18 protein-coding genes and 3 pseudogenes are annotated in these 17,396 nt (G+C 68.4%); 4 read left to right on the top strand and 17 right to left on the bottom strand.

What is annotated here, in order from left to right; all coding sequences use genetic code 11:
• Positions 1-218: 218 nt before the first annotated feature.
• The 6 genes and pseudogenes from SRB17_RS06285 to SRB17_RS06260 form a co-directional block, all read right to left on the bottom strand.
• Complete coding sequence (locus SRB17_RS06285; RefSeq protein ID WP_153535197.1) at positions 219-1,466, bottom strand: tyrosine-type recombinase/integrase; 1,248 nt, start codon at positions 1,464-1,466, stop codon at positions 219-221.
• A pseudogene (locus tag SRB17_RS46000) lies at positions 1,466-1,561 on the bottom strand (DNA-binding protein); the annotation flags it as partial. The pseudogene SRB17_RS46000 and the gene SRB17_RS06285, both read right to left, overlap by 1 nt.
• Positions 1,551-2,525 (bottom strand): annotated as a pseudogene (locus tag SRB17_RS06275) (site-specific integrase); the annotation flags it as partial. The pseudogenes SRB17_RS06275 and SRB17_RS46000, both read right to left, overlap by 11 nt.
• On the bottom strand, positions 2,525-2,713 hold the full coding sequence (locus SRB17_RS06270; RefSeq protein ID WP_153535195.1) for a helix-turn-helix domain-containing protein: 189 nt from the start codon (positions 2,711-2,713) through the stop codon (positions 2,525-2,527). The pseudogene SRB17_RS06275 and the gene SRB17_RS06270, both read right to left, overlap by 1 nt.
• A pseudogene (locus SRB17_RS06265) lies at positions 2,710-2,967 on the bottom strand (replication initiator); the annotation flags it as partial. The pseudogene SRB17_RS06265 and the gene SRB17_RS06270, both read right to left, overlap by 4 nt.
• Before the next feature lie 551 nt (positions 2,968-3,518).
• Complete coding sequence (locus tag SRB17_RS06260) at positions 3,519-3,947, bottom strand: ester cyclase (RefSeq protein WP_153535193.1); 429 nt, start codon at positions 3,945-3,947, stop codon at positions 3,519-3,521.
• 114 nt (positions 3,948-4,061) lie between these two features.
• On the opposite strand from SRB17_RS06260, the gene SRB17_RS06255 reads away from it, so the two are divergent.
• Both SRB17_RS06255 and SRB17_RS06250 read left to right on the top strand, forming a co-directional pair.
• Positions 4,062-4,679 carry a TetR/AcrR family transcriptional regulator gene (locus SRB17_RS06255; RefSeq protein WP_153535191.1) on the top strand — a complete coding sequence of 206 codons (618 nt, stop codon included), beginning with the start codon at positions 4,062-4,064 and terminating at the stop codon, positions 4,677-4,679.
• Between the two features lie 764 nt (positions 4,680-5,443).
• Positions 5,444-6,292: a tryptophan 2,3-dioxygenase gene (locus SRB17_RS06250; RefSeq protein WP_153535189.1), complete on the top strand. Its 849-nt coding sequence runs from the start codon at positions 5,444-5,446 to the stop codon at positions 6,290-6,292.
• 506 nt (positions 6,293-6,798) lie between these two features.
• On the opposite strand, the gene dapD is transcribed toward SRB17_RS06250, so the two are convergent.
• The 11 genes from dapD to SRB17_RS06195 all read right to left on the bottom strand — a co-directional run bounded on the left by dapD (position 6,799) and on the right by SRB17_RS06195 (position 15,372).
• Positions 6,799-7,785, bottom strand: coding sequence for a 2,3,4,5-tetrahydropyridine-2,6-dicarboxylate N-succinyltransferase (gene dapD, locus SRB17_RS06245; protein ID WP_153535187.1), 987 nt, complete (start codon positions 7,783-7,785; stop codon positions 6,799-6,801).
• A 64-nt stretch (positions 7,786-7,849) separates the two neighbouring features.
• Complete coding sequence (locus SRB17_RS06240) at positions 7,850-8,386, bottom strand: TetR/AcrR family transcriptional regulator (protein ID WP_153535185.1); 537 nt, start codon at positions 8,384-8,386, stop codon at positions 7,850-7,852.
• Positions 8,386-8,709, bottom strand: a complete 324-nt coding sequence (locus SRB17_RS06235; RefSeq protein ID WP_153535183.1) for a DMT family transporter — start codon at positions 8,707-8,709, stop codon at positions 8,386-8,388. The genes SRB17_RS06240 and SRB17_RS06235 overlap by 1 nt, the downstream gene beginning before the upstream one ends.
• A gap of 104 nt (positions 8,710-8,813) precedes the next feature.
• Positions 8,814-9,146, bottom strand: a complete 333-nt coding sequence (locus SRB17_RS06230; protein WP_153535181.1) for a metal-sulfur cluster assembly factor — start codon at positions 9,144-9,146, stop codon at positions 8,814-8,816.
• Positions 9,143-9,610 (bottom strand): Fe-S cluster assembly sulfur transfer protein SufU, encoded by a 468-nt coding sequence (sufU, locus tag SRB17_RS06225; RefSeq protein ID WP_323375065.1) that lies wholly within the window; start codon positions 9,608-9,610, stop codon positions 9,143-9,145. The genes SRB17_RS06230 and sufU overlap by 4 nt, the downstream gene beginning before the upstream one ends.
• Positions 9,611-9,628: 18 nt before the next feature.
• Positions 9,629-10,885, bottom strand: a complete 1,257-nt coding sequence (locus tag SRB17_RS06220; protein ID WP_323375064.1) for a cysteine desulfurase — start codon at positions 10,883-10,885, stop codon at positions 9,629-9,631.
• On the bottom strand, positions 10,882-11,646 hold the full coding sequence (gene sufC, locus SRB17_RS06215) for a Fe-S cluster assembly ATPase SufC (RefSeq protein ID WP_153535177.1): 765 nt from the start codon (positions 11,644-11,646) through the stop codon (positions 10,882-10,884). Before sufC ends, SRB17_RS06220 begins: the two co-directional genes overlap by 4 nt.
• Positions 11,647-11,653: 7 nt before the next feature.
• The gene (locus tag SRB17_RS06210; RefSeq protein WP_153535175.1) at positions 11,654-11,971 is read right to left on the bottom strand and encodes a bifunctional 3-phenylpropionate/cinnamic acid dioxygenase ferredoxin subunit; all 318 of its coding nucleotides are present in this window, start codon (positions 11,969-11,971) and stop codon (positions 11,654-11,656) included.
• Positions 11,968-13,152 (bottom strand): Fe-S cluster assembly protein SufD, encoded by a 1,185-nt coding sequence (gene sufD / locus SRB17_RS06205; protein WP_153535173.1) that lies wholly within the window; start codon positions 13,150-13,152, stop codon positions 11,968-11,970. The genes SRB17_RS06210 and sufD overlap by 4 nt, the downstream gene beginning before the upstream one ends.
• A 58-nt stretch (positions 13,153-13,210) precedes the next feature.
• Entirely contained in the window at positions 13,211-14,632 is a 1,422-nt protein-coding gene (gene sufB / locus SRB17_RS06200) for a Fe-S cluster assembly protein SufB (RefSeq protein WP_069781546.1), read from the bottom strand.
• The gene (locus SRB17_RS06195) at positions 14,629-15,372 is read right to left on the bottom strand and encodes a metalloregulator ArsR/SmtB family transcription factor (RefSeq protein WP_323375063.1); all 744 of its coding nucleotides are present in this window, start codon (positions 15,370-15,372) and stop codon (positions 14,629-14,631) included. The genes sufB and SRB17_RS06195 overlap by 4 nt, the downstream gene beginning before the upstream one ends.
• A 183-nt stretch (positions 15,373-15,555) precedes the next feature.
• Between SRB17_RS06195 and SRB17_RS06190 the strand changes: the two genes are divergently transcribed.
• Both SRB17_RS06190 and SRB17_RS06185 read left to right on the top strand, forming a co-directional pair.
• Complete coding sequence (locus SRB17_RS06190; RefSeq protein ID WP_153535168.1) at positions 15,556-16,350, top strand: aminoglycoside N(3)-acetyltransferase; 795 nt, start codon at positions 15,556-15,558, stop codon at positions 16,348-16,350.
• 53 nt (positions 16,351-16,403) lie between these two features.
• On the top strand, positions 16,404-17,381 hold the full coding sequence (locus SRB17_RS06185) for an ABC transporter ATP-binding protein (RefSeq protein ID WP_228395834.1): 978 nt from the start codon (positions 16,404-16,406) through the stop codon (positions 17,379-17,381).
• Positions 17,382-17,396: the final 15 nt, after the last annotated feature.

Genomic DNA, 17,396 nt, shown 5'->3' with positions numbered 1-17,396 from the left:
CTTGCACGAGCGATCCCACTCATCTTCCGCACTGAGGTCGCGACCGGCGAGTCGACCGTGGCCGTTCGGATGGACGTGGACACTCCGCCATGCGGTGCTCACCGCTGTTGTCGCCCCACGCACGAGCGCCCTCCCGGGCCGCCGTGGGGCCGTGGGAGGGCGCTCGGAACCGCCGGTGATCAGTTGTGGCTGTTCTGAGTAAGACACAGGTCAGGGGCCTAGCTTGCCCCCTGGGCCGTCTCGGGGCCGTCCTCGGTGCTGTCGGGGTCCTGGAAGACGCGATCCACGGCGGCCCGGGTGCGCGCCTCGCTGTTCGGCATCAGGTGCGTGTAGGTCCGGAGAGTGAAGCTGGAGTCGTGGTGGCCGAGATATTCGCTCAGGGCCTTGATGCTCTCCCCCGCGTCCAGGAGCACGGACGCGTAGAAGTGGCGAAGAGCGTGCATGCCGTTCTCGCGTCCGAGGGGGATGCCGGCGGATGTGAGAGCCGGTCGCCACACAAAGCGGTTGAAGCGAGTTCGGTGCACAGCCAGAGCCTTGTTCCGGACATTGACGAACAGCAGCGAGGCCGTCACGGGCGGACCGTCCGGTGTCTTCCAGGGCAGCGTGACCTCAACCGGCTCATGCTTCGTGATGTGAGCGGCCAGCGCGAAGGAGACTGTCTCGGGCAAGGGCACGCGCCGTTCCTTGCCTCCCTTGGGCGGGCCGAAGACCGCCTGGGTGCCTCGGAGCATCTTGACCTGCCGGACGACGTGGACCGTACCGCCGAGGAAGTCGACGTCTTCGAGGGCCAGGCCGAAGATCTCGCCTTGCCGAAGACCGCACCCCGCGCCCAGGGAGACCATCTCTCGGTAGGCATCCGGTAGTGCGTCGTGCACCGCCATCACGCGCTCGATGGACCAGGGCTTGACCTTGCGCCCGTCGAGGGACGGCGCCCGGACCGAGCGAGCTCGGCAGGGGTTCTCGGCGATGATCCGATCTTCCACGGCGGCCGTGAACACGGCGGACACGTTGGCGAAGATCGACCGCCGGTAGGACGCCGCACGCCCCGTTGCCTCCAGCTCTCGCATCCAGGCACGCAGGTGCAACGGCCGGAAGGACCCCATAGGGCGGTCACCGAGGTACGGAAGGGCGTGGACCCTCAGCCGGATCTCAACGGCCTCGCGCGTCACCGGGTCGATCGTCAGTGCCGCCATCCAGTCCTTGACGTACTGCCCGAAGGTGATCGAGCCCGCCGTCGGGTCGATGTACCGCCCCTGGGACATGTCCGCTTCGATGTTGGCCAACCAGGCTTCTGCCTTGCGTTTCTGCTTGTCCGGGAAGCTCTTGGACTTCTCGGAGCCGTCCGGGGCGATGTACCGGGCCCGGTAGCGATGACCGACGCCGTAGCGCTCGGTCTTGGCCCTGACCGTCTTGCCGTCCGGGCCGGAGACGTTCTTGTACCAGCGGTCTTGGATGTGTCCGGCCATCAGGCAGCAGCCCCTTCCATGCGGGACTTGACCCATGCGCGCACGTCGTCAGGGTCGAACCGGAGATGCCGGCCGACCCGGAATCCGCGGGGACCTAAGCCGGATCACGCGGAGGCCGGCGGGCTGGGCGATGCCGGTGAAGGAGCGGTACAGGTTGCGCGGCTCGGACCGGGCGGCCGGTGCGGGTGGTGAAGACAGTAGGCGGACTCCTGCCAGGTCTCCCCCGCTTTCGCCCGAGCCGCCGCCTGCCGCATCCGGTGCCAGCGCAGGGGCGCGATGCACAACGCGGGCAGCGGGACGGCACGGCGACGACGGCTCTTGGGGTCGTCGTCGTAGAGGACGCCACGACGGCGCTGTGTCTGCTGGCGGACGTAGAGGACTCGGTTGTCGAGGTCGAGGTCCGACCAGCGGAGACCGACGATCTCGCCCCGGCGGAGGCCCATGGCGATGGCGAGCACGAAGGCCGCGGTAGAGCGGGTCCTTACGTGAGGCGGCCAGGAAGTCGAGCGTCTCGTCCAGGCTCCAGGGCTTCAGCTCGCCGCTGTCGGTGCGGGGAGGCTCGACGAGCTTGGCGACGTTCCGCGTGATCATCTCCTCGCGGTAGGCCGAGGACAGCGCCGACCGCAGAACTCGGTGCGACTCTTTGGCCGTTGCCGCTGTCGTCTCCTGCTCCAAGCCCACGAGGAACCGGCGTACGTCGGGAACGCTGAGAGATTCGAGCCGCTTGGCGCCAAGCATGGGCACGAGGTACAGCCGGACGTGCGCCTCGTACTTGTCGTACGTGCTCAGCTTCCGGCGAGCCTTGATGACGTTCTCCACCCAGTACGGCAGCCACTCGGAGAGCTTGGCCGACCGAGTCGGCACGGGCACGCCCTGGTCGACCTTGTCGAGCAGTTCCCGGCGCTTGGCGTCGCACTCGGCCCAGGTCTTGCCGTAGGCAAACTTGCGGGCGCGGGTGCCGTCCGGCTGCAGCACGTAGACCGCGCACTGGTAGCGGCCGTCCTTCCGCTTGGTGATGGTGCCCGCGCCGTTCGGGTTGCGCCTGCGCTGACCGGCCATCAGGCAGCCTCCTCGATCTTGCCGAGGATGAAGTCCTGGACGGCGTCGGCGGGAATGCGGCGGGCGCCATCGATCTTGATCGATGTCAGGCGACGCGAGCGGATCAGGTCGTAGACCTTCGAGCGTCCGAGCTTCAGCCGCACCATGACTTCCGGCACGGTCAGCAGTTCAGCGGTAGCGGTGGTCATGCTGCGGCTCCTTCCAAGGCGAGTTGGTCGCGTAGGGCTTCGCGGGCGGTTTCGCGGTTGAGCTGGAGATCGCGGGCGATGGTGGCGGCGAGGGCGGATTCGCCGGGGGTGTGGCCGTGGCCGGCGTACTGCCAGTCGGCCAGGACCAGGACGGTGTCCGGCTCGACGTCGTCCAGGCCGAGGGCAGCGTGCTCTTGAGCGGCGCGGTAGTCGGCGCGTTCCTGGCGCAGGGCGCCGAGAGTGGTGGAGTAGCGGCTTACGGGGCCATGATCACTCGCGCCAAAGCAGCTCCAGCCCAAAGCCGCTCCACCGCCCTCGTCTCGAGGCGCTCGCTGATGATCATGTGCTCGCGGCCACCGGCTACCGACTCGATTTGAACGCGGTGACGTTCCTGTCACCCACAGTGCGCGACGCCTTGGCGCGTGTGCTGGATTCGAAGGCGACCCATCTGTTCGCTTCATTGGAATCGTCTGTTCCGAGCCTGTACTTCACTGGTTCACTCACCGCCCCGATGTTCGGTCCGATGATGCGCTTCGTGGCAGGAACGGAGTCGCCGCGACGCCGCAGGGCACCTCAGGTTGCTCGGGTATCAGCCCGTTCCCAATCTCTGTCCCACTGCCGCATACGGTGCTGGTCCAGCAAGCGGTGGACGGCCCAGGTCCCGCCCAGCGCTGCCATGGACGCACCGGCCGCAGCCGCGGTGCCCGCCCCACCAGCATCAACCGCCACTTGCGTCGAGGACAGGGGAGTAGACGTGAGGGAGCCGTGCACGTCAGTCCACACCGTAAGGGCTGCCGTGCACGTGTCAATGGGCTTGCTTGGGCGTCGCGGTGAGTTGCTGGTACAACTCCCAGCTCGCACGTTCCACCCAGTTGTGCAGAAGCTTGCCGTCTTCGCGGACCGCCCAGATCGCAGTGCCGGTGAAAGAGATCAGGCGCCCGTCAGCCTCGGTGCCCAGGACGCCGTTGTTGCGTCCCTTTACCCGCCAGCGCGAGGCGACCCGGCTACCGTCCTGGTTCTGGAAGGTCTCGATGACTTCCAGGACCAGGTCATCGACCTGGTCGAGGAAGGTCCTGATCCAATTCTTGAAGTTCTCTCGTCCCTCGATGCGCTCGCCAGCGGTGGTGACGACGAAGTCCTCCACGACGAAGTCGTCCACCTTCTCAGGATCATGCGCATTCCATACTTGCGTCCAGAACGCTTCGACGATCTCGACAGAATTCGCGTACGCCATGAAGACCTCCATCGGTTAGACGAGTCATGGCCGCACGGGCCCTGAAGGTGGGCGCAGCGGCGTGGAGAAGGGCGCGAACGCGCCGCACGTTGCCAATCATACATACATGTATGTATGGTCGAGATCGTGGAACGATCCTCTGACGCCAAGGAACGCCTGATCGAAAGCGCTCGGCAACTGATATGGGACCGCGGGTACGTAGGGACGAGCCCGACAGCGGTCCTCCGTCGGTCGGGCGTCGGCCAGGGCAGCATGTACCACCACTTCAAGGGAAAGCCGGACCTGGTCCTGGCCGCTGAGCGCCGCAGCGCGGAACTGATGCAGGCGCAGATTCGCCGCCTCTTCGCCGGTGAAGGTTCGGGGCTGCGACGGATCATCGCCTATCTGATGTCGGAACGGGACGTGCTGCGCGGATGCAGTGTCGGGCGACTGGCGGGTGATCCTGAGATCGTCGCCGACGACGAGCTGCGGAAGCCAGTGCGAGAGACCTTCTCAGTCCTCGTCCGATGCCTGACCGAGGCCATCACCGAGGCCCGGGCGGTCGGCGAACTGGAGGCGCGTCTGCGACCGGAACAGACCGCCGCAGCCCTGGCGGCCGTCGTCCAAGGGGGCTACACACTGGCGCGCGCTGAACAGTCCGTAGAACCGTTCGACCGCGCGATCCAGGGAGCTCTGGACCTGCTTGGCGTCACAGCGGACGACATCATCGGCCCCTCTCGCACACCCTCATGATCTTTGACGACGGGCGACCACCAGGTGCCCAGGCTCAGCGTCATCCTCGGGAGAAAACTCTCAGCAGGACGCCGGAACGGCGACGCCGCCGCCGACGTCGGTCCGGCTGGTGCAGGGAACACCGCTCGTCCCCCTCCACTGCACCGTGGCCCGCACGGGAAGACGCCCGGAGGAGATAGCGGACCCACGGACCGCAGTCTCCCGCACAACAACCGCCTGCACCGGATGCTGTCCAGCCGGTTCCGCATCCAGGCGGCCGGCAGTCGTGACCCCCGTGACCAAGCCGGTCAGAAGGCTGCCCACCGCAGCGCATAGTCCCGCGGCGAGGAACAACCATTGCTCAGCGATGTCGATACGCCGCCCTGAGCGGATTGGGGTGCCACCACCACAGCATGGTCGGGGTCGCCATCACCATCACCCCGCAGCTTAGAGCAAGAGCGCGCACTTCCCCTCTATTGTCCCGTCGCCCAGGCTCGGCTGCAGGTGCTGAGTGCGCGTCCCACCAGCCGTGTCCGATCGGACAGACGGCGAATAGAACCGCGCCGCCCGACGCGTGCTGTGTGGGCACCCCTTCTGCATGCAGACTGTCTCACCGTGGTCCAGCTTCCCGCCTATGGCTCTCTCAGCGACCTGCAGGGGCAGCAGCGAATGCCTCAGCGCAAGGCAGCCCATACGCTGATCGTGCTCGGGGTTCCTGCATAGGTCTGCCATGCCCCGGACCGTCTGGAGCGGCGCCATCGACTCTTGTGAGGGAGGCATTTCTCATGGCCAGCGAATCCTGGCGTGACCTGCGTCCACCGTCTGCCACATCGGGTGACGACGACGGCACCACCGGATACATCGAGTACTTCCAGGTACGGCAGTTGCACACGCTTCAACGGCCGGCCACGGAATCCGCCTACGACATGGGCTTCGTGGTGAGCTCGCAGGTGATGGAGCTCTACTTTGGGCTGCTGTGCCATGAGCTCGCCCGAGCGCGACGCGAAGTCCGTGACGACGACGTCTGCGCCGCCTCCCTCACCCTGCGCCGGAGCGTGAGCCATCTGCGTGCCCTGGAGGGCACCTGGGAAAGCTACGCGGACATGACGCCTGCGGACTGGAACCCCATCAAGGCCCGACTGGGAAAGGGCGAGTCCTCCTCGGTCCACTCGTACATGTACCGGCACATGGCGTTCCTGCTGGGGCTGAAGTCCTCCAAGATGCTGGAGCCGCACCGGTCCACCCCGCTGATCCACAAGGGGCTCCAGGAGGCGCTCAGCGCGCCCAGCCTGTATGACGAGGTGCTGGCCCTGTTGCAGCGCAGAGGGCTGCCGCTGCCCGAGTCGGTCGTTCACCGCGACTTTGCCGAACCATACGTGACTCGGCCAGAGGTCGAGGCGGCATGGGTGCGGGTATACCGCGAGGAGTCCTTCGCCGAACTGCGGACGCTGGGCGAGTTACTGACCCAGGTCAGCGAGCACTTCACCCTGTGGCTGCAAAGACACCTCACGGTGACGGTACGCACTTTCGGTGCCAAGCCGGGCTACTACGGCACGGACGCCGTCGCATGGCTGCGCCGCGGCCTCGACCAGACCGTCTTCCCCGAATTGTGGAGCTCACGCACCGCCATGTGATCACCGATGTGCCGAAGCGCCCTCCACTGCATCCGGCTGGCCTGACGGAACCGGCCGCGCCCCGATGCCGGGTGGGGGGCCGGGTATCATCACAGATCCACTCCGCACCTGCCACTCGACCTGCAGAGCCACCTCATTACTGGCGACGAAGGGTCCGCAAACCCGGTCCCCATCCTCGTCGGAAGCAGGTATCGCGGCTATCGAGCGCAGTTGATCTCGTGCCAGTGAGCGCATGTGGCTGCGCCGTTCTGACATCCATGAGTGACATCAACAGCTCCGGACGTCAGCACTCCTAGGCGGTCTGGCATGGCCAGCATGGCCGGGCCCCAGCAGCACCGGGGAGCGATCGAACTCCTAGTGCGGTGCTCAAGCGCGAGCGCCCTTCCGGGCCGTCCTCGGGCCGTGGAAGGGCGCTCAATGGTGACCAACGTCGACAGGTGCCGACAGCTCAACAGCAGGTCAGGGCACTGATCGATGAGGCGGCCGCAAATCACGGCCGCCGGTGATCAGTTGTGGCTGTGCAGGATGTCGTTCAGGCCGCCCCAGACCGCGTTGTTCGGGCGTGCCTCGACCACACCGGTGACCGAGTTGCGGCGGAAGAGGATGTTGGAGGCGCCGTTCAGCTCGCGGGCCTTGACGATCTGGCCGTCGGGCATGGTGATCCGGGTGCCCGCGGTGATGTAGAGGCCGGCCTCGACCACGCACTCGTCGCCGAGCGCGATGCCGACGCCCGCCTCGGCGCCGACCAGGCAGCGCTCGCCGATGGAGATGATCACGTTGCCGCCGCCGGACAGGGTGCCCATGGTGGAGGCGCCGCCGCCGATGTCGGAGCCGTTGCCGACCACGACGCCCGCGGAGATCCGGCCCTCGACCATGGAGGTGCCGAGCGTGCCGGCGTTGAAGTTGACGAAGCCCTCGTGCATGACCGTGGTGCCCTCGGCGAGGTGGGCGCCGAGACGGACCCGGTCGGCGTCGGCGATGCGGACGCCCTTGGGGGCGACGTAGTCCGTCATGCGCGGGAACTTGTCGATCGAGGTGACCTGCAGGTGCAGGCCCTCGGCGCGGGCGTTGAGCCGCACCTTCTCGATGTCGTCCACGGCGACCGGGCCGAGCGAGGTCCAGGCGACGTTGGCGAGGTGGCCGAAGATGCCGTCCAGGCTCTGGCCGTGCGGCTTGACCAGGCGGTGCGACAGCAGGTGCAGACGCAGATAGACGTCGTGCGCGTCGATCGGCTTCTCGTCCAGCGAGGCGATGACCGTGCGGACCGCGACCACCTCGACGCCCCGGCGGGCGTCCGGGCCGATCGCCGCGGTCGCGCCACCGCCCAGCAGCTCCGCCGTCTGCTCGGCGGTGAGCCGCTCGGTTCCGGCCGGGCCCGGCTCCTCGACCAGCTCGGGGGCCGGGAACCAGGTGTCGAGAACGGTGCCGTCGGAGGCGAGGGTGGCGAGGCCGGCGGCGACGGCGCCGGTGGTGCGGGAAGCAGAGTCGGTCATGCAGGCAAACCTAACGTGGGCGGGGCGGTGAGGGCGAACCGCGTCTCACCTGCCGGGCGGGGGTTCAGGGGATCACCCGAGCCAGCACGGCACGGGCGTACTCCTCGTCGTACGAACCGCCCGTCAGCAGCACGTGCAGACAGATTCCGTCCAACAGGGCCACCAGCGCCCGCGCCGTCACCGGGTCCACCCGCGCGGCCAGCCGCTGGGCCGTCTCTTCCGTCCACTGGGCAGCCACCGGACGCAGGGCGGGGCGGCGCAGGGCCGCGAGATACAGCTCGTACTCCAGCTCCACACCCGACCGGTCCCGTCCGAGCCACTCGCCGAGGACACGGGCGAGACCGGCCGCGAGGTCGCCGCCGGAGTCCGTCGGCACCCCGCTCGCGTCGAGCACCTGCGCGAACCCCTCGTTGGCCTGGCAGAGGGCGGCCACCAGCAGCTCGTCGAGGGTGGCGAAGTGGTAGGTCGTGGAGCCGAGCGGGACGTCCGCCTCGGCGGCGACGGTACGGTGGCTCAGCCCGGCGATGCCGTCCCGGCCGGCCACACGGAGCGCCGCGTCGATGATCCGCTGGCGTCGCTCGGGGTCGTAGCGGCGGGGCATCAGTGGCTCGCCCCGCCCAGGTTCAGCACGACCACTCCCCCGATGATCAGCAGGATCCCGCCGACCTTGGCGACGCTGAGCCCCTCCCCGAACAGCAGCAGCCCGAGGACGGCGATGGTCGCGGTGCCGACGCCGGACCAGATCGCGTACGCGGTGCCGATCTGGACGGTCTTCAGCGTCTGGGCGAGCAGCGCGAAGGAGACGAGGTAGCCCAGAGCCGTCACGAGCGAGGGCCACAAGCGGCTGAATCCCTCGCTGTACTTCATCGCCGTCGTCGCGGCGACCTCGGCGGCGATGGCGCCGGCGAGTGTCAGGTATCCCATGTGTACGAGCGTACACAACGGATGCGTACGGTCGTACACAGGGTGGGCCGAGCATGCGAAAGGGGCCACGGCACCTGGCCGTGGCCCCTTTCACGGGCTCTGTGTCAGACGTTGAACCCGAGCGCCCGAAGCTGCTCGCGACCGTCGTCCGTGATCTTGTCGGGGCCCCACGGGGGCATCCAGACCCAGTTGATGCGGAGCTCGTTGACGAGGCCGTCCGTCGCCGACTTGGCCTGGTCCTCGATGACGTCCGTCAGCGGGCAGGCCGCCGAGGTCAGGGTCATGTCGACCGTGGCCACGTTGGAGTCGTCGATGTGGATGCCGTAGATCAGGCCGAGGTTGACGACGTCGATGCCCAGCTCGGGGTCGACGACGTCCATCAGGGCCTCGCGGAGTTCCTCCTCCGATGCCGGCTTCATCTCAACGGTGTCGGTCATGCCGTCTTCCTTTCGGCGTCGGCGCCACCCAGCACCTGGGCCGTCGCGTCCTTCCACGCCATCCAGCTCAGGAGGGCGCACTTGACCCGCGCGGGGTACTTGGAGACACCGGCGAACGCGACCGCGTCCTCCAGGATGTCCTCCATCGCGTCGTCCGGCTCGATCCTGCCCTTGGACTGCATCAGCTCCAGGAAGGTCTCCTGGATCTTCTGCGCCTCGGTCAGGTCCTTGCCGACCAGCAGCTCGTTCAGCACGGAGGCGGAGGCCTGGCTGATGGAGCAGCCCTGGCCCTCGTACGAGACGTCCGCGATCTGCGTGCCGTCGTACTTCACGCGGAGGGTGATCTCGTCGCCGCATGTCGGGTTCACATGGTGCACCTCGGCGTCGCCATCCCGCAGACCACGCCCGTGGGGGTTCTTGTAGTGGTCCAGGATGACTTCCTGGTACATCGAATCCAGCTTCACGGTCTCAGCTCACGCCCCTCAGCCGAAGAAGTTCCGAACGTGCTCCAGCCCCTCGACCAGTGCGTCGATCTCGGCCGGCGTGGAGTACAGATAGAACGACGCTCGCGTGGTCGCAGGAATTCCGTACCGCAGGCAGACCGGCCGCGCGCAGTGGTGGCCGACGCGGACCGCGATGCCCTGCTCGTCCAGGACCTGGCCCACGTCGTGCGGGTGGATGTCGCCCAGTGTGAAGGAGATCGCGGCGCCCCGGTCCTCGGCCGTGGTCGGGCCGATGATCTTCAGGTCCGGGACCTTCTGCAGACGCTGGACGGCGTACTCGGTCAGCGCGTGCTCATGGGCGAGGATCTTGTCCATGCCGATCGACTGGAGGTAGTCGATCGCCGCGCCCAGGCCGACCGCCTGCGCGATCGGGGGCGTGCCCGCCTCGAACTTGTGCGGCGCGGGGGCGTAGGTGGACGAGTGCATCGAGACCGTCTCGATCATCTCGCCGCCGCCCAGGAAGGGGGGAAGGTCCTCCAGGAGCTCCTGGCGGCCCCACAGGACGCCGATGCCCGTCGGGCCGCACATCTTGTGACCGGTGAAGGCCACGAAGTCGGCCTGCAGGGCCTGCACGTCCAGCGGCATGTGCGGGGCGGCCTGGGAGGCGTCGATGCAGACCAGCGCGCCGACCTCCTGGGCGCGGCGCACTATCGCCTCGACCGGGTTGACCGTGCCCAGGATGTTCGACACCAGCACGAAGGAGACGATCTTCGTCTTCTCCGTGATGACCTCGTCGATGTTGGACAGGTCCAGGCGGCCGTCGTCGGTCAGGCCGAACCACTTCAGCTTCGCGCCCGTGCGCTGCGCGAGCAGCTGCCACGGCACGATGTTGGAGTGGTGCTCCATCTCCGTGATGACGATCTCGGTCTCGTGGTCCACGCGGTAGGGCTCCTCGGCCCAGCCCAGCATGTTCGCCACGAGGTTCAGCGACTCGGAGGCGTTCTTGGTGAAGATCACCTCGTCGCGGCTCGGCGCGTTGATGAACGCGGCGACCTTGTCGCGCGCGCCCTCGTACAGCGCCGTGGCCTCCTCGGCGAGCACATGCACACCGCGGTGGACGTTGGCGTTGTAGCGCTCGTAGTACTCGCTCAGGGCGTCCAGCACCTGGCGCGGCTTCTGCGAGGTCGCCGCGTTGTCCAGGTACACGAGCTTCTTGCCGTCGTGGACCACGCGGTCCAGTACGGGGAAGTCCTTGCGGATCGCCTCGGTGTCGAGGAGGCCCGGCAGCTGTGTCACGCGGATGCGCCACCCTTCGTGTATGCCTCGTAGCCCTCGTCCTCCAGCTTGTCGGCGAGTTCGGCACCGCCGGACTCGACGATCCGGCCGCCGGAGAAGACGTGGACGAAGTCGGGCTTGATGTAGCGCAGGATGCGCGTGTAGTGCGTGATCAGCAGGGTGCCGACCTCGCCGGTCTCGCGGACGCGGTTGACGCCCTCGGAGACGATGCGGAGCGCGTCGACGTCCAGGCCGGAGTCGGTCTCGTCCAGGATCGCGACCTTCGGCTTGAGCAGCTCCAGCTGGAGGATCTCGTGGCGCTTCTTCTCACCGCCGGAGAAGCCCTCGTTGACGTTGCGCTCGGCGAAGGACGGGTCCATGTTGAGGCGCTCCATGGTCTCCTTGACCTCCTTCACCCAGGTGCGCAGCTTGGGTGCCTCGCCACGGATCGCGGTGGCGGAGGTGCGCAGGAAGTTGGAGACCGAGACGCCGGGGACCTCGACCGGGTACTGCATCGCCAGGAACAGGCCGGCGCGGGCGCGCTCGTCGACGGACATCTCCAGGACGTCCTCGCCGTCGAGGGTGACGGTGCCGCTGGTGATCGTGTACTTCGGGTGACCCGCGAGGGAGTAGGCGAGGGTCGACTTGCCGGAGCCGTTGGGGCCCATGATGGCGTGCGTCTCGCCCTGCTTCACGGTGAGGTCGACGCCCTTGAGGATCTCCTTCGTGGCGTTGTCGGCCTCGACGGTGACGTGCAGGTCTCGGATTTCAAGCGTTGCCATGGGTGCCTCAGGACTCCTGGGTGAGGGAGACGAGAACGTCGTCCCCTTCGATCTTTACGGGGTATACGGGGACGGGGCGCGTGGCCGGGAGGCCGGACGGCTTGCCGGTGCGGAGGTCGAAGGAGGAGCCGTGCAGCCAGCACTCGATCTGGCAGTCCTCCACCTCGCCCTCGGAGAGCGAGACGTTCGCGTGGGAGCAGATGTCGTGGATCGCGAACACCTCGCCCTCGGTCTTGACGACCGAGACCGGCGTGCTGTCGATCTCCACCCGCTTCGGGGTGTCCTCCTCCAGCTCGCTCAGCCCGCAGACGCGTACGAAGGTCATGCGACCGAAGCCTCCAGCTCCTCCTCGATCTTGGCGAGCAGGCGCTCCTCGATGTCGGTGACACCGATCTGCTGGACCAGCTCGGCGAAGAAGCCGCGGACCACCAGGCGGCGGGCCTCGTGCTCCGGGATGCCGCGGGCCATCAGGTAGAAGAGCTGCTCGTCGTCGAAGCGGCCGGTGGCGGAGGCGTGGCCGGCGCCGACGATCTCGCCGGTCTCGATCTCCAGGTTCGGCACCGAGTCGACGCGGGCGCCGTCCGTGAGGACCAGGTTGCGGTTCATCTCGTACGTGTCCGTGCCCTCGGCCGTGGCCTCGATGAGCACGTCGCCGATCCAGACCGCGTGCGCGTCGTCGCCCTGCAGCGCGCCCTTGTACGCGACGTTCGACTTGCAGTGCGGGGTGTTGTGGGTGACCAGGAGGCGGTGCTCCTGGTGCTGCCCGGCGTCGGTGAAGTACAGGCCGTACAGCTCGGCCTCGCCGCCGGGGCCGGCGTAGGTCACGCGCGGGTGCAGGCGGACCACGTCACCGCCGAAGGTCACGACGATCGACTTGAAGGTGGCGTCCCGGCCGACCAGCGCGTTGTGCTGGGCCACGTGCACGGCCTTGTCGTCCCAGTCCTGGACGGAGACGACGGTCAGCTTGGCGCCGTCGCCGAGGACGTAGTCGACGTTGGCGGCGAGCACCGCGTCACCGGTGTGGTCGATGACCACGACGGCCTCGGCGAAGGCGCCCAGCTCGATCACCTGGTGGCCGAAGGCGGTGCCGCCCTGGCCGTGCACCGCGATGCGGATCGGCTCGGTGAGGACGGTCTCCTTGGGGACGGTCACCACGCCGGCCTTCTCGAAGGCGGAGTACGCCTGCGCGGCCACGCGGTCCACGGGGGTGCCCGCCTTGCCGAGCCGCGCGTCGTCGCGGCCGACGGTCTCGACGGTGACGCCCTCGGGGGCCTGCACGTCGACCTTCACACCGTCGCCGTTCGCCACCGCGGTGCCGTCGTGCAGCCCGCGCAGGCGCTCCAGCGGGGTGAACCGCCACTCCTCCTCACGGCCGTGCGGGACCGGGAAGTCCGCCACGTCGAAGGACGGGGGCGCGCTCATGCGCGAGACGACGGTCGACTCGGCGGCGACCGCGATCTGGCCGGCGGTGGTGGATCCCACCGGGATGTTCTGAGCCTCAGCCATGGCTGTCGTAGTGCTCGCTTTCTTGCGTGAGTGGCTTGATGGGGACTGCGGCCGGGGGCTAGCCCACCGCGCCTTCCATCTGCAGCTCGATCAGCCGGTTGAGCTCAAGGGCGTACTCCATCGGCAGCTCCTTGGCGATCGGCTCGACGAAGCCGCGCACGATCATCGCCATCGCCTCGAACTCGGTCAGACCGCGGCTCATCAGGTAGAAGAGCTGGTCCTCGGAGACCTTGGAGACGGTCGCCTCGTGGCCCATGGACACGTCGTCCTCGCGGACGTCCACATAGGGGTACGTGTCGGAGCGGGAGATCGTGTCGACCAGCAGCGCGTCGCAGAGCACGTTGGACTTGGAGCCCGCGGCGCCCTCGCCGATCTCGACCAGGCCGCGGTACGAGGTACGGCCGCCGCCGCGCGCCACCGACTTGGAGACGATGTTGGACGAGGTGTTCGGCGCCATGTGGACCATCTTGGAACCGGCGTCCTGGTGCTGGCCCTCGCCCGCGAAGGCGATGGACAGGGTCTCGCCCTTGGCGTGCTCGCCCATCAGGTAGACGGCCGGGTACTTCATCGTCACCTTGGAGCCGATGTTGCCGTCGATCCACTCCATGGTCGCGCCCTCGTAGGCCACGGCGCGCTTGGTGACCAGGTTGTAGACGTTGTTCGACCAGTTCTGGATGGTCGTGTAGCGGCAGCGTGCGTTCTTCTTGACGATGATCTCGACGACCGCGGAGTGCAGCGAGTCCGACTTGTAGATCGGGGCCGTACAACCCTCGACGTAGTGCACGTAGGCACCCTCGTCGACGATGATCAGGGTCCGCTCGAACTGGCCCATGTTCTCCGTGTTGATCCGGAAGTAGGCCTGCAGCGGGATCTCGACGTGCACGCCCTTCGGCACGTAGATGAAGGAGCCACCGGACCACACGGCCGTGTTCAGCGCGGCGAACTTGTTGTCACCGGCCGGGATGACCGTGCCGAAGTACTCCTTGAAGAGCTCCGGGTGCTCCTTCAGTGCGGTGTCGGTGTCGAGGAAGATGACGCCCTGCTCCTCCAGGTCCTCGCGGATCTGGTGGTAGACGACCTCGGACTCGTACTGGGCGGCGACACCGGCGACCAGGCGCTGCTTCTCGGCCTCCGGGATGCCCAGCTTGTCGTAGGTGTTCTTGATGTCCTCGGGCAGGTCCTCCCAGGACTCCGCCTGCTTCTCCGTGGAGCGCACGAAGTACTTGATGTTGTCGAAGTCGATGCCCGAGAGGTCGGAGCCCCAGTTCGGCATCGGCTTCTTCTCGAAGAGCTTCAGGCCCTTCAGGCGCAGCTTGGTCATCCACTCCGGCTCCGACTTCTTGCCGGAGATGTCGCGGACGACCTCCTCGTTCAGGCCGCGCCTGGCGGAGGCACCGGCCACGTCGGAGTCGGCCCAGCCGTATTCGTACTTGCCCAGGCCCTCGAGCTCAGGGTGGGCAGTCTCCGTGGGGAGAGTCATGCGGGGTTCCTCCCGGCCGTGCTTGCAGGTGCGTTGTCGCTGGTCTTGGAAATCTTGGGGATGAACGTCGTACAGACGCCGTCGCCGTGCGCGATGGTCGCCAGTCGCTGGACGTGGGTTCCCAGCAGCTCGGCGAAGATCTCCGTCTCCGCCTCGCACAGCTGCGGGAACTGCTCCGCGACATGGGCCACCGGGCAGTGGTGCTGGCACAGCTGCTCGCCGACCGGTGCGCTGCGCGCCGTAGCAGCGTACCCGTCGACGCTCAAGGCCTTGGCCAGTGCTTCGGCTCGCTCGTCCGGGCTCACGGCCTCGATCGCCTTGCGGTACGCGTTCGCCTGGGCGGCGATCCGGGCGCGGGCGAAGGCGGCGACCGCCTCGGGGCCGCCGCCCTGCTCGGCGATCCAGCGGAGCGCGTCCGCGGCGAGCTTGTCGTACGACTGGTCGAAGGCGTCCCGGCCGCAGTCGGTCAGCGAGAAGACCTTGGCGGGGCGGCCGCGCGTACGCGTGCCGTACACGCGCTGTTCGCGGGCCTCCACGACGTCGTCGGCGACCAGTGCGTCCAGGTGGCGCCGGACGGCCGCCTGGGTCAGTCCCAGCCGGCCGGCGAGTTCGGCGACGGTCGACGGGCCGTGGTCCAGGATGGAGCGCGCGACGCGGTTGCGCGTGGAGCGCTCACCGGTCGCGAGTTCCTCCTGCGGGGCCCCCAGGGGGGTCTCCCGAGCCTCGCCGACGTTTTTCACAACGCCATTGTTGCGTAATTCCGGAGAGCCTGACAAGCGCCGTCCGGATCATCGACCGGTGCCCTGCGTCACTTAGGCATACCTAATCCGACCTGCGGAAACGATCTTTGATCGATCATTCGAACGCCCCTGAGCAGGCAAATCGGTGGCGGCACACCGGGCCGTCCGGAAGACTCCCGGACCATGCCGACACCCCTTCCGACCGGCCCTCTTGTCACGCGCGACACGATCGCCGCACAGCTGCGCCTGCTCGGCGTCGAGACCGGGGAGACCCTCCTGGTCCACTCCTCGCTCAGCTCCCTCGGATGGGTGAACGGAGGGGCCGTGGCGGTCGTCCAGGGACTGCTCGACGCCCTGGGCCCGTCCGGCACCCTCGTCGTCCCCGCCCAGTCGGCCCAGCTGTCCGACCCGGCGCTGTGGGCGAGGCCGCCGGTGCCCGCGCAGTGGTGGGACCGGATCCGGGCCACCATGCCGCCGTACGACCCGCTGACCACTCCCACGCGCGGGGTCGGCGTGGTTCCGGAAACCGTACGGACCTGGCCGGGTGCCCTGCGCAGCGCGCACCCGCACACCTCGTTCGCGGCGCTCGGCCCGCGCGCGCGGGAGATCACCGACGGCCACGCCCCCGACTGCCGGCTCGGCGAGCACAGCCCGCTGGCCCGGCTGGAGAAGCTGGGCGCGCGGGTCCTGCTGCTCGGCGCGGGCTACGACTCCTGCACCAGCTTCCACCTGGCCGAGTACCGGATAACCGGGCCGCTCGTCGCGGTCGGGCGGCCCGCTCCCGGCGGGGGCTGGGAGACGGTGGTCGAGGTGTCGATCGACTCCGACCGGTTCGACGAGCTGGGGCACGACTTCGAGCGGGACCGGCCCGTCGTGCGCGGCAGGGTCGGCGCGGCGGACGCCCGGCTGTTCCCGGTGGCGGACGCGGTGGCCTACGCCGAGCGGTGGCTGCCGCTGCACCGGCCCCGGGAGGAGTGAGTTCACCTACCCGCCGGTCCGGACGGCAAGCGGTCTCCCTAGACTCTGGACCCATGCGAAGTGAGCCCGCCCGCCCGTCTCCCGACCACCACCCCTCAGGCAGACGCTTCGCGTCGCTCCCGCTCATCGAGGTCCGGGCCCTGGTGAAGCGGTACGGCACGAAGACCGCGGTGGACGGCCTCGACCTGGTGGCCGGGGCGGGTGTGACCGCCGTCCTCGGCCCCAACGGGGCGGGGAAGACGACCACGGTCGAGACCTGCGAGGGGTACCGGAAGCCGGATTCCGGCACGGTGCGCGTCCTGGGCCTCGACCCGGTACGGCAGTCCGCCGAGCTGCGTCCCCGTATCGGCGTGATGCTGCAGTCCGGCGGCGTGTACTCCGGCGCCCGTGCCGAGGAGATGCTCCGGCATGTCGCGAAGCTGCACGCGCATCCGCTGGACGTGGACGCCCTGATCGAGCGGCTGGGGCTGGACAGCTGCGGCCGGACCTCCTACCGGCGGCTGTCCGGCGGCCAGCAGCAGCGCCTCGCGCTCGCCATGGCCGTCGTCGGGCGCCCGGAGCTGGTGTTCCTGGACGAGCCGACGGCCGGCCTGGACCCGCAGGCCCGCCGGGCCACCTGGGACCTGGTGAAGGACCTGCGCGCGGACGGCGTCTCGGTGATCCTCACCACCCACCACATGGAAGAGGCCGAGCAGCTCGCCGACGACGTGGCGATCATCGACGGCGGCCGGGTCATCGCCCAGGGCTCACCTGAGGAGCTGTGCAAGGGCGGCGCAGAGAACACCCTGCGCTTCACCGGCCGCCCCGGCCTCGACGTGGGCTCCCTGCTGAAGGCCCTCCCGGCCGACTGCACGGCCGCCGAGCTCACCCCGGGCTCCTACCGGGTCGTCGGCAAGGTCGACCCGCAGCTGCTGGCCACCGTGACCTCCTGGTGCGCCCAGCACGGAGTGATGCCGGACCGGATCTCGGTGGAGCGGCACACGCTGGAGGACGTCTTCCTGGAGCTGACCGGCAAGGAGCTGCGCTCGTGACGACTGCAACCGGTA

The organism is Streptomyces sp. RB17, from assembly GCF_009604455.1.
Taxonomy (GTDB): domain Bacteria; phylum Actinomycetota; class Actinomycetes; order Streptomycetales; family Streptomycetaceae; genus Streptomyces.
This window is presented reverse-complemented; position numbering and strand designations above follow the sequence as displayed.

What these genes read in the sequence shown, in the direction of transcription:
- SRB17_RS06285 (WP_153535197.1), bottom strand. Translation starts at nt 1,466, where the DNA reads ATGGCCGGACACATCCAAGACCGCTGGTACAAGAACGTCTCCGGCCCG.
- SRB17_RS06270 (WP_153535195.1), bottom strand. Translation starts at nt 2,713, where the DNA reads ATGACCACCGCTACCGCTGAACTGCTGACCGTGCCGGAAGTCATGGTG.
- SRB17_RS06260 (WP_153535193.1), bottom strand. Translation starts at nt 3,947, where the DNA reads ATGGCGTACGCGAATTCTGTCGAGATCGTCGAAGCGTTCTGGACGCAA.
- SRB17_RS06255 (WP_153535191.1), top strand. Translation starts at nt 4,062, where the DNA reads ATGGTCGAGATCGTGGAACGATCCTCTGACGCCAAGGAACGCCTGATC.
- SRB17_RS06250 (WP_153535189.1), top strand. Translation starts at nt 5,444, where the DNA reads ATGGCCAGCGAATCCTGGCGTGACCTGCGTCCACCGTCTGCCACATCG.
- dapD (WP_153535187.1), bottom strand. Translation starts at nt 7,785, where the DNA reads ATGACCGACTCTGCTTCCCGCACCACCGGCGCCGTCGCCGCCGGCCTC.
- SRB17_RS06240 (WP_153535185.1), bottom strand. Translation starts at nt 8,386, where the DNA reads ATGCCCCGCCGCTACGACCCCGAGCGACGCCAGCGGATCATCGACGCG.
- SRB17_RS06235 (WP_153535183.1), bottom strand. Translation starts at nt 8,709, where the DNA reads ATGGGATACCTGACACTCGCCGGCGCCATCGCCGCCGAGGTCGCCGCG.
- SRB17_RS06230 (WP_153535181.1), bottom strand. Translation starts at nt 9,146, where the DNA reads ATGACCGACACCGTTGAGATGAAGCCGGCATCGGAGGAGGAACTCCGC.
- sufC (WP_153535177.1), bottom strand. Translation starts at nt 11,646, where the DNA reads ATGGCAACGCTTGAAATCCGAGACCTGCACGTCACCGTCGAGGCCGAC.
- SRB17_RS06210 (WP_153535175.1), bottom strand. Translation starts at nt 11,971, where the DNA reads ATGACCTTCGTACGCGTCTGCGGGCTGAGCGAGCTGGAGGAGGACACC.
- sufD (WP_153535173.1), bottom strand. Translation starts at nt 13,152, where the DNA reads ATGGCTGAGGCTCAGAACATCCCGGTGGGATCCACCACCGCCGGCCAG.
- sufB (WP_069781546.1), bottom strand. Translation starts at nt 14,632, where the DNA reads ATGACTCTCCCCACGGAGACTGCCCACCCTGAGCTCGAGGGCCTGGGC.
- SRB17_RS06190 (WP_153535168.1), top strand. Translation starts at nt 15,556, where the DNA reads ATGCCGACACCCCTTCCGACCGGCCCTCTTGTCACGCGCGACACGATC.
- SRB17_RS06185 (WP_228395834.1), top strand. Translation starts at nt 16,404, where the DNA reads ATGCGAAGTGAGCCCGCCCGCCCGTCTCCCGACCACCACCCCTCAGGC.